Below are 14,704 nucleotides of genomic sequence, written 5' to 3' on the forward strand. Positions count from 1 at the left end.
ATTAATCTCCCGTTATATTGAACTGCGTTAAATTAGCGTTGCATGCAATTTGGTTTACAGGCAGAACCAATCGCCCATCTTCAGGGTATTTTGTAATATCTACTGGTTTTTTGATATCTATATTTAAAATCGCTTTCTGGTTTTTGGCACTAATAGATAACTTGTATTCACCGGCTGGAATGGTCTTCCACAAGATTTTTATACATTTCTCGCGGTTATAATGGCTCCACATATCAAGACAATTTACCTCCACCTCTTCAACTTCATCGGTTACGAGATTGAGAAAGGTTAGATTAAGCAAGGGTGTATAGGGACCGATCTCGCCTAAAAAATACAGTTCGAAGCTTTTTTTCTCCGAAACAGAAAAATTTAATGTTATTTCTGTTCCAGTAGTAAGTGTAAACTCTTTATCTAAGAGCGAAGGGACTTGCTCCAATTCATTTACATTGTGTTGTGCGAACAATGCTTGATAACTTGAAAAATCTATAGCATCTATCTCATTTGCAAGAATATCTGCATAAAGTTTTGCACCATGAGGAGTAGTGTGAACTTTGTCACGCAATACTTCTTCTATAGGCAAAGTGTTAACCGAATCAAATTCATAAATGTCTATAAATGGGAGACCCTGTTGTTCACAGTGACTCTTTACCTGACGGTAGCATTCTCGATTGTTCTGCAAATCATCTGTTCGAGGAAAGTTCACCCAAACAGGTAAACAACTTTTAGAGAGCAAATACACCGTTAGTGCTTCAATTTTACTTTGATTAAATTTTATAGCACCTGGCGTTAACCAATCGATTATACAGATATGTGGTTCAACCACCTCGCGCTCAATACTACGCATAAATGCGTAACCCGCCTGATCAAAGACACTGGCAGCAAAGCTGACTTGGAAAAAATTCATATCTTCCCGATGACTGAACAATTTCTTTAATGCGTGGTAGTAACCTGCTTGCTCTTTTTGTGCCGTCACACTAGCACCGTAGCATACGATATTCATTAATTGGTCACCGCGCTTATTTTCATAAATTTATGATATATCTTGATTATGGAGTCAGCTTTTGTCTGCACTACTTTGTCCGAATACTGTTGTAAGGAATCAAAAAGTTCAGTTGTAATATCTGACTCCCAAACGATAACGTGATTGAGCAGTTCTCGACCCAGCGGATGATCCATAAAAATGCTTAAATCCTTGGTGAAGAGCACTGGTATAGATCCTACAGCTATCGACTCCCAAAACCTTAAAGTATTCGGACCAGCTCCCTCGGGGCAAAGCGAAAATTTAGAGTCTGAAAGAATACTGTTGTACCGGAATGTTCGCTTATGATGCTCATCAATATGATGTGCTTCAATTTCTTTGTTGAGTACTTGTTCTTCGTAAACCACTTTATTGAAGTGCCATTCATTGCCCAAGTCAACAAACACATCATCCCGGCCACACGCTTTAGCAGCCTCAAATAACTGAATGCGGCTATCATCACGGTAATGCTTCATGTGAGCGCCAATGAAAGAAGCTAATAAATGCTTTTCTTCCACTGGTTTGCGCTCCATTCCCTCGCTTCTCTCGGGGGTTTCGTAGTTTACAGCGATGAGTGTCCAACCGTGCAGGGTAAGTGACGTCCCCATTTCTCGTTGAACTGCATCACTTTTTGAGTCTTTATGAGACAGATAAAAATCAGTTACGCCCAGCCATTCCGCTTTTTCCAGCATACGTACCCAGTGGATGTGTTGGCATACACTATGAACTTTTAATTTGAACCCGTGCTTCTCTGCTAATTCACGATACTGACTTATTAAGCCTTTAACGCGAAGCAAATACGCTTCCGGAAACTGTTTCTTATCCACGTAGGTGGCCCAAGGTAGAGGCACATAGATGTTTACAACACGGGTAGTAATATCAACATGGTCCCCTAACTTCATCGACAAATGATTTTCGTATGCTTGCTTTTCGGTAGCGCAAGGATATTGCCAAAAATTGATATCAGAGGGAGAGCGAGGCTTGGTACTGATCTCACTAACATAGGTGTCTAAAACGGGAGGGATGAGACCCAACACATTATAAAGTGACGAATTCTCATCATATGCTGTTTTTTGTACACTTACTCTGTATTGGGAAGCAAAAAAGTTGTTGAAATAAACTTTGTGATTGTAATTGGATATTCTAAAGTTTGGAGTCTTAATTTCGCTAGATTCACCGTCACGTACAGCTTGCAAAAGCGCTTGTGCACTTGCCGTTTTTACAGGTTCCATTGCAAGTGAAGATACAGTTTCTGGCAGGGCCGTTTCCGCCGCTTCCTTTCTCCACCGCTCTAAGGTTTTGTTTACTTTTACACCGTTGATATTGCTGGATGAATCCTTCACCCAAACATCAAAATCGAGATTTGCTGGCGCTGCTACTCCTTCACCTGGATGTACATAAGCAACACCGCCCAAAATCCGCTCATCGATTTTTTTGTTGTAAGTACGCATTTGGGTTTCATGCACGTGAATGCTTGTTACAAAATCAATAGGATTGTGTACCGACCAACCTTGTACCGCGAATAAATATGCAATTTTATTATCGCAACGAGGCACACCCATGGGGAAAGCAAGCTGGTGCATAAAACTTGATGAGAGCTCTTCTCCAACGTTCATCGCCCACGTGTCCTGGGACCAGTGTGGATTCGGGTGCTTACTTATTTCACCATTCAACAATTCCCAACGAGACAAAGCCAAAAAGGATTTTGGTTGGGCTAGTACTTCTTTTAGCCGGGTAATTGAGTCATTAAAGTAGATATCTGAGTTACACAGTATAGAAATACCGTGCGAGCAATACTGAGAAGTTAATTCAATCCAAAAGTTATAAGTCATTCGCTTATCGACATGAACAACGGTCATGTTTGATGTGACAAACGGTACATCGCATCCGTCATCAATAACTACAATTAACTTATCAATAAACGGGTTTTCACCATTTTCCTTCAGGCATAAATCAATTTCCTTCTGCCGAGCAGGATCCCCGCACTGATAATAGGGGAAAAACACACTAATCACTCTGATCCATCTCCAATGAGTTATATTTAAATCGCTTGGCTATAAGCTTATAGTATTCGGAATTCTGAAACTCTTCGATTTCTTGTTCCGTTAATTCACGGCGCTCGCGTGGCGCAATTGTACTTCCAGAACGACCACTGTCGCCTGTTACTTTAAATAGGTCAAAAATATCTTCAAAACTGTCATCATAACTCAGATGCAGTGCTGCCGACATCTTTTGCATTTCAGCTTTTGGTGCTAATACAAAATCTTCATATCGAAACACTTGTTCGTCTTCGTACTCAGACAAAAAAGCCCAGACGCGCTTACAATATTCATCAAATGTTTTTGGCTCAAAGTGCACCCAGTTATTCTTCACCAAAGACAAATAGGAATCGATGGGGTCACGAAGTGTAACCAATCTTTTTAACTCAAAATCGCAACCTAAATGCGACGCCACGGTCGAATGGGCGCTAAATGTTTCGCCTACACAATAATCTGAATGGGAATGGTCACGAATAACTAAGGAACCAGACTGGCTTTCAACATGTTCATTAGCTAACTTAATGTTCGACTTGAAGATACGCCAAGCCAGATCGTTAACGTTTGGCACGTTTGCATAACGCGCTTGTGTTGTAACATCTGCGGGCAGGAACTTGGGTTTGCCACCACCTTGATGCAAGGTTGTAGTGGGGTGTAGCTCACTTAATAAAAATACATTTGGAAGGGCAGCAAAACACTTGGAAACTAGTGTTCCCCCACTGCAGGCCATATGATGAATAATTCGCAGTTTCGGCTTATTTGCAGTGCTGTCCACCACTGTTCGACAGCGCTCAAGTAAACTTTGTGTTTCGTTTAGTTCCATATCGTCAGTGAGCACTTTGTAGTGACTAACTGCACTTTTCTCTTCAATCAAAGACAAGGCTTGTTCTAACTCTTTGTGAACAATCGCCAGGTCTTCTTGTATATCACTCACTGGTACCGCCTAATAGCTCAGGGTTACTATTTTCAAGTTTTCGATAGAAATTAGCCGCTTGTTGTAACTTTTCGTGAAGCTCTGCAATTAAAGAGCGCAACGCAGACTCACTTTCTACTTTCTCGCTGTACATTTTTCTCAAATTATCGAGGTCGATGTGTAACTTCATGTTTTGTTTAGTGACTAAATCCAGAGACCGGCTATATTGCAACCCAGCTTGTTTAGCTTCATTTTCAATAGAAGTCTGTTTTTCTTTCAGCGCTTTGCAGTGTTGATTTAATGCCTCACGATTTTCCTTGACCGCACGTAGCTCTGTTTTTAATTCTTCAACACTTTTCTCTATTTCAGATATTAGCGAATCCTTTTCACCCAAAAGTTCTATTTTCGCAGATAACTCATTTTGGATCTCATCTTTTCGCTGTTTTTCTAATATGAATTGTTCTTGTAGATCTGCAAAACTGGACTTAACCGTGTCTAGCTCTTGCACTAGTTCTTCTGCTTGTTTTTTGGAAGTTGACAAAGCAGCTTCTAATTCAGAGAGCGCTTGTTTGTATTTTTGATTCGTGTCTTCATGTTCTTGCAGTTCGATTTTAATGTTCTCGACATTGTCAGATAATGCTTCATTTTGACGTCGAAGGTTTTCATTCTCCGCTGCTTCCGTTTCTAATTTCTCTGTTATGGAATGGATAGTTCGAGAAAGATCTGCATTTTGCACAGTTTCTGTGTCTATCTCTTTTCGGAGTGTTTCTATCTCTTGCCTCGCTTCTTCAAGCTCAGACTTTAACGCGCCTTTTTCACTACTAAGCTGTTCTGACTTTTCCTTAGCACTGGCTAACTTACTTAGTAAAGATGCGTTTTCATTTCTGAGTTCTACCACCAAGCTGTTTGCTTCAGATAATTGACTTTTTAGTGTGTTTTTTTCAACCCTTAACTCTTCCACCGCTTCGTTAGAGCTTACTAACTTAGTCTGCAGGGAGCCATTTTCATCTTTGAGTTCAACAACCAAATTACTTGCTTCACCTAACTCTTTTTCTAATGTGGCTTTTTCGGCGCTCACCTGTTCAGTCTCTTCATTAGATACTGCTAACTTACTTTGCAAAGATGCGTTTTCATCTCTAAGCTCTACAACCACAATGTTTGCTTCTGAAAGCTCATTTTCCAACGCGTTTTTTTCGGCGTTTAACTTTTCCGCCGTAAAATTTGCTGTATCTAATTGAGATAAAAGGGACTTAAGTTCATCATTCCGTTCTGTAGCCGCAGCCTGTAAGGACCCTATTGATTTTTCCAACTCCTCGATGGTTTCCTGATGTGCGATGTTTGTAAGCCGCGCCTCATCCTTTTCGCTCGTAAGGAAGTCGAGCTTAGCCAGATGGCAATCTAATTCCTTTTGTAATTCAGCATTGGTTTTTGCCAACTCGTTAAACTTGAAGGTTATCAAAGGAATATCTGGGTCAGAACTATCAGTATGAATAACTTCAAAGAATTGAGAATTCATATACTCTATAACGTCCTGTGCGTTGTGGGCACCGCTGAACAAACTCTCTTCACCACAGAATATTTTCACTTCATTGAAGTCTTTCAGTAAGTCCGACTCACCCAACTGCTGCAAAATTGCTCCTGCTATATCCGGCACATCAATAATTAATTGCAGGTTGGTTTCGTCTTCCACCACCTTCAACCATGATCCAATATTAACCGTAGTTGTTGGAATGACTTTTAACGTTTTCAAGCCCGGATAAAGTCGCAGCATTTCTGTGGGCTTGTTTAAAGCAGAATATTCTTTTAGGTTTTGAATATAAAAATTACTTTCTAGCGAATCTTGTTTTGCAGTAATACAGATGTTTTCAATGTGTACGTGAGCAAAGTCTGCTAATTGATGAGACAATTTTTTAGCTTGTTCAGGTAGCGCTTCACAAAGGTATACCTTTTCATAGTCTGCAAAATTTACACGTGGATTGGTTGCACTTCCAGCGCCTAACCAAATTAGAACAGGTTTTTTAGCGTCACTAGACATCTATCTTTTCTCCAACAACTTGGGGGAAATTGAACGCTTTTCTATGAGTCCGTACTTAATATAGTGTATTAGTGGATTCAGACCCGCTTCGGCAACATCGGGGTTTTGTTGAAGATACCAGTCACCGTCAAAAGACACGCTTGGGAAGCGCCCTTCCTTTGCTCCGTGAAGGAGATAATGCTCTGCCGGATCCATTCCCGATTCAGCAATGTCAGGGTAGGTATCCAGATACCAGCTGCTGTTGAATAAATCGCTGGTGTACAAAAGTCCCATGTCTTGTCGAAGCGCTTCGCTAGATGCGGCGTCTTTACGAAGCTTTTTAGAAACAGCTCTCGCTGGTGCAGTTATTTTCCAAGCTGCAGACTTCTTAATCATAGAGAGCTCGTACTCAGCTGCACGTAACTTATCGGAAACGTCCATGAATTGATGTGTCAGCTGACGATATTTAGACTTCTCACCGGAGAGCTCTCTTTCCAGCTTTTTAACTTCTCTTATATTTCTGCTTTTAAGATCAGCTTTTTCTTGTTCAATCGAATTATTTGTTTTTTCTAACTTGCGAACCTTAGTTTGTAGTTTTCCAATTTCGAATTGCTTGTCTCTTAGCTTTTCTTCTAATCCTTCAAAACTAACTGTGAGCGAGTTGACTGAATTTTTAAGCTCTGCGTTAGCTTCTTCAAGTGCTTGGGCACGCATAAACTCATCAGCATACGTTACAGATTGATGCTGTAGAAAATCTCTTTCAGCAGTGACTTCCGACAACTGTAATTTAAGACGTCTCTCAGTGTTTGAAATATCAACTTTTAAATAACGCGTGGCAGTGTCGCTTTGTTCTAAACGGGCAAGGTATGTTTCTAGTTCACCCTGAAGTTGTTGTAGTCTTTGATTAACTAGTTCGATTTCACTTTCTAATTCTGCTTCACGGGTTAAGCCAGCTTGTCGCTGATTTTGAAGGACATCAAGATTTTTAGTGGTTTCTTCACATTGTCTTTTTGAGATATCCAGTTCGCTCTGTAACTCGGTGAAACGTTCTTGAGAAAGTTCTAGTTCCGCGTCACGTTCTGCCAGAGTAGCTTCCAATGTGGCGTTACGAGCTTCGATGTCATTTCTTAAAGATTTCAGCTCACCAATTAATTTTGCATCTGATTCAATATTCTCATTCAATGAGGCTAAGCTTGAAGTAGTAAGAGTCTGTTCCGCTTTAAGGCCAGAGATTTCTCGTTGTAGCTCTGCGATTTCACTTCTCGATGCCTCGACTTTACTTTTAGCCTCCTTAAATCCATTAGCATCAGCCTTTAAGGAAGTAAGAAGATCAACTACTTCTACCTTAAGTAATTCTTCTGTAACAACGAGACTGCTTGCTTGTAATGCTTCCACTGCGTATCGCAATTCGTCTGTTTGTTCAATTATTCGATAAGCAATGAAGACATAAGCGTCTGGTTGCTCAGTGTCTATTGAGTTGTTTATTGTCCATCCCTGGTCAGAAAGAAAACGTAGTCCTTCATCTCCGGAGTTTGCGACATCAGAAAAATTCACCAGTGAAAGGTGTGACCTATTCAGCCTATGAGTTTTTAATAAGCAGTTGATGTAATTTACACAGTCCTTAATTGCAGCATCAGGCTCGTTAGACTCAACGAGGAGACGAGATAAATAGTTTACAGGAGATTCATAACATATGACGATGTTTTGTGAAGAACCTGAGAGTTCCGCAAGTTCATTCAGGCTGATTGAGTTTTCGATAACCTGTGAGATCTGCTCAGAAGATTCTTCGAAAGTACTGGTAATTTGTGGAGTTGCGCTTTTAGATATAGCACTGTTCCATTGCGCCATTTTTGAAACCGTAAGAAAAATTGTCATTACATAACCTAAAAACACATCTAAAAGATGCGATTGTTTAAACCTATTTCACGAAAGTAACAGATGCATGTGTCCTCTCACTCATCAGTGGACATCTTTTATCAATAGGCATCATTCCATCACTCGCCGTTATTTTGCGCACTTTTATTCTACATATTAAATTATGCGTTCAAAAACAAAGCCGTATACAGGTCGCTATAAACGGATGTGTTACTTTACCACTATAGCACCATTTTTTCACAGGCAATGAAAACAAAAAACCCAGCTTGCGCTGGGTTTTTTAATAACTCTGATTTCTCAGAGCTAAGAGTATGTTTTACTCTTCTGCTGCTTCCGCTTCTTCAGAAACTTCTTCAACAGGACGGTCTACCAGTTCAACAAACGCCATAGGCGCGTTGTCACCTGCACGGAAACCGCATTTCATAATGCGCGTGTAACCGCCTGGGCGAGCTTCGTAACGAGGACCAAGCTCGTTGAACAGTTTACCTACAACCTCTTTATCACCTGTACGGACCATAGCCAGACGGCGGTTTGCAACGCTGTCTTGCTTAGCCAATGTGATTAGAGGCTCGATTACGCGACGTAATTCTTTCGCTTTTGGTAACGTCGTTTTGATCACTTCGTGCTTGACCAAAGAGCCGGCCATGTTTTTGAACATAGCTTGACGATGGCTGCTGTTGCGATTCAACTGACGACCACTCTTACGATGGCGCATAGTTTTATCCTTCTCTACAAATCAGTTTGATAAAAACCTGATTAATCTTTCTCAGCGATGCTCTCTGGTGGCCAATTTTCCAGGCGCATGCCCAGAGAAAGACCGCGAGAGGCTAACACGTCTTTGATTTCAGTTAGCGATTTCTTACCAAGGTTTGGCGTTTTAAGTAGCTCAACCTCGGTGCGCTGTACCAGGTCACCAATATACTGGATAGCTTCTGCTTTCAAGCAGTTAGCAGAACGTACTGTCAGTTCCAGGTCATCAACAGGGCGCAACAGAATCGGATCGAATTCCGGCTTCTCTTCTTTCTGAACAGGTTCAGAAACGTCACGCAAGTCAACGAAGGCATCTAATTGCTCAGCCAAAATAGTGGCTGCGCGGCGGATCGCTTCTTCAGGATCCAAGGTACCATTCGTTTCCATGTCGATGATTAGCTTGTCTAAGTCTGTACGCTGTTCAACACGAGCAGACTCAACAGAGTAAGCAATACGTTCAACTGGGCTGAATGAAGCATCAACTAACAAACGACCAATTGGACGATCATCTTCCTCGGAGGAGCGACGAGTAGCAGCAGGAACGTAACCACGAGCAGTTTCTACTTTAATGCGCATACTGATATCAGTTTCGCCAGTTAAAGTACAAATTACATGCTCAGGGTTGACGATTTCTACGTCACCGTCATGCTGTATATCACCAGCAACAACAGGGCCAGCGCCAGATTTCACTATTGTCAGGGTTGCCTCAGTTTTACCTTCAAGGCGAACCGCTAAACCTTTAAGATTCAGAAGAATCTCGATGACATCTTCCTGCACACCCTCTTTGGTGCTGTACTCGTGTAATACGCCATCAATTTCAACCTCTGTTACCGCACATCCAGGCATGGATGACAGCAAAATGCGGCGAAGGGCGTTACCCAGAGTGTGGCCAAAGCCGCGCTCCAGTGGTTCCAAAGTTACTTTGGCACGAGTAGGAGAAACGTTTTCGATCTCAACTAATCTCGGTTTCAGGAATTCAGTCACAGAACCCACAATGCTTCCTCTTTAGTTATCTTTACTTAGAGTAAAGTTCGACGATCAACTGTTCGTTAATTTCAGCAGACAAATCAGTTCTCTCAGGAACACGCTTGAACGTGCCTTCCATTTTAGAGCTGTCTACTTCAATCCAGGTTGGCTTCTCACGTTGGTCAGCCAGTTCCAAAGCAGCAACGATACGCGCTTGCTTCTTAGCCTTTTCACGAACAGAAACCACGTCTTCGGCAGAAACGTTAAAAGATGGAATGTTCACAACTTGACCATTTACCATGATCGCCTTGTGGCTAACCAACTGACGTGCTTCTGCACGTGTGCTGGCGAATCCCATCCGGTAAACTACGTTATCCAGACGCTGCTCAAGCAACTGAAGCAGGTTTTCACCTGTGTTGCCTTTTAAACGTGCAGCTTCTTTATAGTAGTTGCGGAATTGCTTTTCCAGAACGCCGTACATACGACGAACTTTTTGTTTTTCACGCAGCTGTACACCGTAATCAGACAAACGGCCACGACGGGCACCGTGCTGACCAGGCGCATTATCGATTTTACATTTAGAATCGATTGCGCGAACGCCGCTCTTCAGGAACAAATCTGTTCCTTCACGACGGCTAAGTTTGAGTTTTGGACCCAAATATCTTGCCATGTTCTTTCTCCAACTGTCCGGCGATTAAACGCGACGTTTTTTCGGTGGACGACAACCGTTGTGAGGAATAGGCGTCACATCGGTAATGTTTGTGATCTTGTAACCAGTTGCGTTAAGTGCACGGATCGCAGACTCTCGGCCTGGACCTGGACCTTTAACGAAAACTTCAAGGTTTTTCAGACCGTAGTCTTGTGCGGCTACGCCAGCACGCTCAGCAGCAACCTGTGCAGCAAAAGGGGTAGATTTACGTGAACCACGGAAACCAGAACCACCTGATGTCGCCCATGCTAATGCATTGCCTTGACGGTCAGTAATAGTCACAATTGTGTTGTTGAAAGACGCATGGATATGAGCCATACCGTCTGCAACCTGACGTTTAGCGCGTTTACGCGTAGTACGAGTAGGTTGTTTTGCCATAACTTATCTCCCCCGCTTACTTCTTAATTGGCTTACGAGGACCTTTACGGGTACGCGCATTAGTTTTAGTGCGCTGACCACGTAGAGGCAAGCTACGACGGTGGCGAATACCACGGAAGCAACCCAGGTCCATCAAACGTTTGATGCTCATAGACACTTCACGACGCAGATCACCTTCAACGGTGAACTTCGCCACTTCTTCACGAAGCTTCTCTACAGTTGCTTCGTCAAGTTCTTTTACTTTTGTTGATTCTGCAACACCAGCGTTAGCACAGATCTCTTTTGCACGAGTTGCGCCTACACCGTAAATCGCCTGAAGCGCGATTACAGTGTGCTTGTGTTCAGGAATGTTAATGCCAGCGATACGGGCCATTAACAGCACTCCTCTTAAATTTAATGTCGACGACCTAAAAAGCCCGATAGGATACTTACCCGACGACAAAATTGCAACATAAGGTTCATAATATCGAAATAGAGCAAGCTGAACCCAGTATGAGGTTCAGCTTACATTTCGAATTTAAACCGCGTTTTCGATTAGCCTTGACGCTGTTTGTGCTTAGGGTCAGAGCTGCAAATTACTCGCACAACACCGTTGCGCTTGATGATTTTGCAGTTACGGCAAATCTTCTTTACTGATGCACGAACTTTCATTACATCACTCCGTTGTGCACTAATCTTAGCGGCCGTAGCCTTTCAGATTAGCTTTCTTCAGAACAGACTCATACTGACTACTCATCAGGTGGGTCTGCACCTGTGCCATAAAGTCCATGATTACAACTACGATAATCAGAAGCGACGTACCACCGAAGTAGAACGGCACATTCCACGCAATCAACATGAATTCAGGCACCAAACAAATAAAGGTTATGTAAAGTGCGCCTGCCAGAGTCAGACGAGTCATTACCTTATCGATATAACGCGACGTTTGTTCACCCGGACGGATACCAGGGATAAACGCACCAGACTTCTTCAGGTTATCTGCTGTTTCACGTGGGTTGAAAACCAACGCCGTGTAGAAGAAGCAGAAGAAGATAATCGCTGTTGCGTACAACATCACGTACAACGGCTGGCCAGGAGATAACATTAATGCGATATCCTGTAACCACGCTGTTGATTCATTCTGTCCAAACCAACCAGCAATGGTTGATGGGAACAAAATGATGCTGGATGCAAAGATAGGCGGAATAACACCAGCCATGTTCACCTTTAGCGGTAAGTGTGTGCTTTGCGCTGCATAAACCTTACGGCCTTGCTGACGCTTCGCATAGTTCACAACAATACGACGCTGGGCGCGTTCTACGAACACAACCAGGTAAATCAAGCCGATGACAATAACGCCAATCAACATCAGGAACAACAAGTTAATGTCGCCCTGTCTTGCTTGTTCCGCAGTCTGACCAATCGCTGTTGGCAAACCGGCAACAATACCAGCAAAGATCAATATAGAGATACCGTTACCAATACCTCGTTCGGTAATTTGCTCACCTAACCACATCAGGAACATCGTTCCCGTGACTAAGCTGACCACCGCTGTAAAGTAGAATCCGAAGCCAGGGTCTATAACCAAACCATTAATCAGGTTAGGCAGGTTTGTCGCAATACCAATAGATTGGAAAGTAGCCAGCACCAACGTTAAATAACGCGTGTACTGACTGATCTTTTTGCGGCCTGCTTCGCCTTCTTTTTTAAGCTCCATCATCGGTGGATGAACCACCGTGAGCAACTGCATAATAATGGATGCAGTAATGTATGGCATAATGCCCAAAGCCAGAACGGATGCACGCTCAAGCGCACCACCAGAGAACATGTTGAACATTTCTACAATGGTGCCTTTTTGTTGCTCAAACAACTCAGCAAGTACTGCTGCGTCGATGCCAGGAATAGGCACATAAGAGCCCAGTCTGAATACGACGATCGCACCGAGTACGAACAACAACCTTGACTTCAGCTCACTCAAGCCGCTTTTCGCGCCTGAATCCAATCCTGGTTTAGCCATCTAGCTTATTCCTCTACTTTACCGCCGGCGGCTTCAATCGCTGCAAGAGCGCCTTTAGTAACCTTCAACCCGCTAACTGTAACAGCGCGCGATACTTCGCCACTCTTAACTACTTTTACAAACAGTACGTCTTTCTTAACAAGACCGGCTGCTTTCAAAGTGTCCAGAGAAACGGTATCACCTTCTACCTTCGCGATTTCAGTCAATGTAACCTCATCGGAAACAAAGCTCTTACGAGACGTGAAACCAAATTTAGGCAGACGGCGCTGAATTGGCATTTGACCGCCTTCAAAGCCTGGCTTGATGGAACCGCCTGAACGACTGGTTTGGCCTTTGTGACCACGTCCACCCGTTTTACCCAGACCAGAACCGATACCACGGCCTACGCGCTTAGCTGCTGGTTTTGAACCTTCTGCTGGAGAAATTGTATTTAAACGCATGTCTTACTCCTCCACTATCTCAACCATGTAATGAACACGGTTGATCATGCCACGTACTTCTGGGGTGTCTACCAGTTCACGGACATGGTTGATTTTACGAAGACCTAAGCCTTTAAGCGTCGCTTTGTGCTTTGGCAAGCGGCCAATTGCACTTTTAGTTTGCTTTACTTTAATCGTTGCCATGTCTGATTACCCCAAAATTTCATCTACAGACAATCCACGTTTCGCTGCAATACCCGCTGGAGAGTTCATCTCAGTCAGCGCGTTTACTGTTGCACGAACAACGTTGATTGGGTTTGTAGAGCCGTAGCATTTTGAAAGTACGTTCTGCACACCAGCTACTTCAAGTACTGCACGCATCGCACCACCGGCAATAATACCAGTACCTTCAGATGCAGGCTGCATGTAAACTTTAGAGCCAGAGTGACGACCTTTGATTGGGTGCTGCAACGTGTGACCGTTAAGGTCTACGTTAACCATGTTGCGACGCGCTTTTTCCATCGCTTTTTGGATAGCAGCAGGCACTTCACGTGCTTTACCGTAACCAAAACCAACACGGCCGTTGCCGTCACCAACTACTGTCAATGCAGTGAAACTAAAGATACGACCACCTTTAACCACTTTAGATACGCGGTTTACAGCAATCAACTTCTCTAAAAATTCACCGTTTTGAGCTTCTTGTTTAGCCATTATTCTTCACTCCTAGAACTGAAGACCAGCTTCGCGAGCTGCATCAGCTAATGCTTTTACGCGACCGTGGTATTTGAAACCGCTGCGATCGAAAGCGACAACTTTAATGCCTTTCTCGATAGCTCTTTCAGCGATTGCTTTACCAACAATAGCTGCTGCTTCAGCGTTACCAGTTGCTTTCAGATCTTTGGCCAGATCTTTTTCAACGGTAGAAGCCGCTGCCAACACCTCAGAACCGCTAGGCGCGATTAACTGAGCATAAATGTGGCGAGGTGTACGGTTTACTACCAGGCGATGCGCGGCCAATTCACGAATTTTAGCGCGTGCGCGAGTTGCGCGACGCAAGCGTGATGTTTTCTTATCCATCGTATCACCCACCTACTTTTTCTTAGCTTCTTTACGACGAACTTGTTCATCGGCATAACGAACACCTTTACCTTTGTAAGGCTCTGGTGGACGGTACGCGCGGATGTTCGCCGCAACCTGACCTACTACCTGCTTATCCGCGCCTTTAACGAGGATTTCAGTTTGTGTAGGAGTTTCAACTGTAATGCCTGCTGGCATTTCATAAACTACAGGGTGCGAGAAACCTAAAGTTAGGTTCAGTTTGGCACCTTGTGCTTGCGCACGGTAACCAACACCTTGCAACTGCAGTTTTTTCTCGAAACCTTCAGACACACCTTGAACCATGCTGTTCAACAAAGCGCGAGCTGTACCAGCCTGAGCCCATCCGTCAGCAAAACCTTCACGAGGAAGTGCTTTCAGTTGATTCTCTTCTTGTACAACTTCAACGGCATCGTTAAATACACGTACCAATGTGCCTTTACTTCCCTTAACAGTAACTTCCTGACCGTTGATTTTAATCTCAACGCCAGACGCTACATTTACAGGGGCTTTTGCTACTCGTGACATTTCAACT

Annotated in this window: 17 protein-coding genes; all 17 read right to left on the reverse strand. The window is 43.3% G+C overall.

From position 1 onward, the window contains the following. Position 1 precedes the first annotated feature (1 nt). The 17 genes from ACXACM_RS00150 to rplF all read right to left on the reverse strand — a co-directional run bounded on the left by ACXACM_RS00150 (position 2) and on the right by rplF (position 14,697). A complete protein-coding gene (locus ACXACM_RS00150; RefSeq protein WP_474818977.1) occupies positions 2 to 973 on the reverse strand; it encodes a hypothetical protein in 972 nt (323 codons plus the stop codon). Positions 974 to 999: 26 nt separating this feature from the next. Next, entirely contained in the window at positions 1,000 to 3,033 is a 2,034-nt protein-coding gene (locus ACXACM_RS00155) for a glycosyltransferase family 47 protein (RefSeq protein WP_474818978.1), read from the reverse strand. Continuing rightward, positions 3,026 to 3,988 carry a hypothetical protein gene (locus ACXACM_RS00160; protein ID WP_474818979.1) on the reverse strand — a complete coding sequence of 321 codons (963 nt, stop codon included), beginning with the start codon at positions 3,986 to 3,988 and terminating at the stop codon, positions 3,026 to 3,028. The genes ACXACM_RS00155 and ACXACM_RS00160 overlap by 8 nt, the downstream gene beginning before the upstream one ends. Beyond that, positions 3,981 to 6,002, reverse strand: coding sequence for a hypothetical protein (locus tag ACXACM_RS00165; RefSeq protein ID WP_474818981.1), 2,022 nt, complete (start codon positions 6,000 to 6,002; stop codon positions 3,981 to 3,983). The genes ACXACM_RS00160 and ACXACM_RS00165 overlap by 8 nt, the downstream gene beginning before the upstream one ends. Then, the gene (locus ACXACM_RS00170; protein WP_474818982.1) at positions 6,003 to 7,856 is read right to left on the reverse strand and encodes a hypothetical protein; all 1,854 of its coding nucleotides are present in this window, start codon (positions 7,854 to 7,856) and stop codon (positions 6,003 to 6,005) included. A gap of 316 nt (positions 7,857 to 8,172) precedes the next feature. Further along, positions 8,173 to 8,571, reverse strand: coding sequence for a 50S ribosomal protein L17 (gene rplQ, locus ACXACM_RS00175; RefSeq protein WP_474818983.1), 399 nt, complete (start codon positions 8,569 to 8,571; stop codon positions 8,173 to 8,175). Positions 8,572 to 8,612: 41 nt separating this feature from the next. Continuing rightward, positions 8,613 to 9,602, reverse strand: a complete 990-nt coding sequence (locus ACXACM_RS00180) for a DNA-directed RNA polymerase subunit alpha (protein ID WP_216027050.1) — start codon at positions 9,600 to 9,602, stop codon at positions 8,613 to 8,615. A gap of 19 nt (positions 9,603 to 9,621) precedes the next feature. Next, positions 9,622 to 10,242, reverse strand: coding sequence for a 30S ribosomal protein S4 (rpsD, locus tag ACXACM_RS00185; protein ID WP_349583631.1), 621 nt, complete (start codon positions 10,240 to 10,242; stop codon positions 9,622 to 9,624). 24 nt (positions 10,243 to 10,266) lie between these two features. Beyond that, on the reverse strand, positions 10,267 to 10,659 hold the full coding sequence (gene rpsK, locus ACXACM_RS00190; RefSeq protein ID WP_216026974.1) for a 30S ribosomal protein S11: 393 nt from the start codon (positions 10,657 to 10,659) through the stop codon (positions 10,267 to 10,269). A 16-nt stretch (positions 10,660 to 10,675) separates the two neighbouring features. Beyond that, on the reverse strand, positions 10,676 to 11,032 hold the full coding sequence (rpsM, locus tag ACXACM_RS00195) for a 30S ribosomal protein S13 (protein ID WP_119499874.1): 357 nt from the start codon (positions 11,030 to 11,032) through the stop codon (positions 10,676 to 10,678). Positions 11,033 to 11,193: 161 nt separating this feature from the next. Beyond that, positions 11,194 to 11,310: a 50S ribosomal protein L36 gene (gene rpmJ, locus ACXACM_RS00200; RefSeq protein ID WP_073325329.1), complete on the reverse strand. Its 117-nt coding sequence runs from the start codon at positions 11,308 to 11,310 to the stop codon at positions 11,194 to 11,196. 25 nt (positions 11,311 to 11,335) lie between these two features. After that, on the reverse strand, positions 11,336 to 12,655 hold the full coding sequence (secY, locus tag ACXACM_RS00205; RefSeq protein ID WP_474818985.1) for a preprotein translocase subunit SecY: 1,320 nt from the start codon (positions 12,653 to 12,655) through the stop codon (positions 11,336 to 11,338). 5 nt (positions 12,656 to 12,660) lie between these two features. Next, a complete protein-coding gene (gene rplO / locus ACXACM_RS00210; protein ID WP_474818986.1) occupies positions 12,661 to 13,095 on the reverse strand; it encodes a 50S ribosomal protein L15 in 435 nt (144 codons plus the stop codon). A gap of 3 nt (positions 13,096 to 13,098) precedes the next feature. After that, the gene (gene rpmD, locus ACXACM_RS00215; RefSeq protein ID WP_474818987.1) at positions 13,099 to 13,278 is read right to left on the reverse strand and encodes a 50S ribosomal protein L30; all 180 of its coding nucleotides are present in this window, start codon (positions 13,276 to 13,278) and stop codon (positions 13,099 to 13,101) included. A gap of 6 nt (positions 13,279 to 13,284) precedes the next feature. Continuing rightward, on the reverse strand, positions 13,285 to 13,785 hold the full coding sequence (gene rpsE / locus ACXACM_RS00220) for a 30S ribosomal protein S5 (RefSeq protein WP_474818989.1): 501 nt from the start codon (positions 13,783 to 13,785) through the stop codon (positions 13,285 to 13,287). Between the two features lie 12 nt (positions 13,786 to 13,797). Further along, positions 13,798 to 14,151 carry a 50S ribosomal protein L18 gene (gene rplR / locus ACXACM_RS00225; protein ID WP_474818990.1) on the reverse strand — a complete coding sequence of 118 codons (354 nt, stop codon included), beginning with the start codon at positions 14,149 to 14,151 and terminating at the stop codon, positions 13,798 to 13,800. Between the two features lie 12 nt (positions 14,152 to 14,163). Next, positions 14,164 to 14,697, reverse strand: a complete 534-nt coding sequence (gene rplF, locus ACXACM_RS00230) for a 50S ribosomal protein L6 (protein ID WP_474818991.1) — start codon at positions 14,695 to 14,697, stop codon at positions 14,164 to 14,166. Between the last annotated feature and the right edge of the window lie 7 nt (positions 14,698 to 14,704).

This window comes from Alteromonas sp. AWQ4_252 (assembly GCF_056158205.1).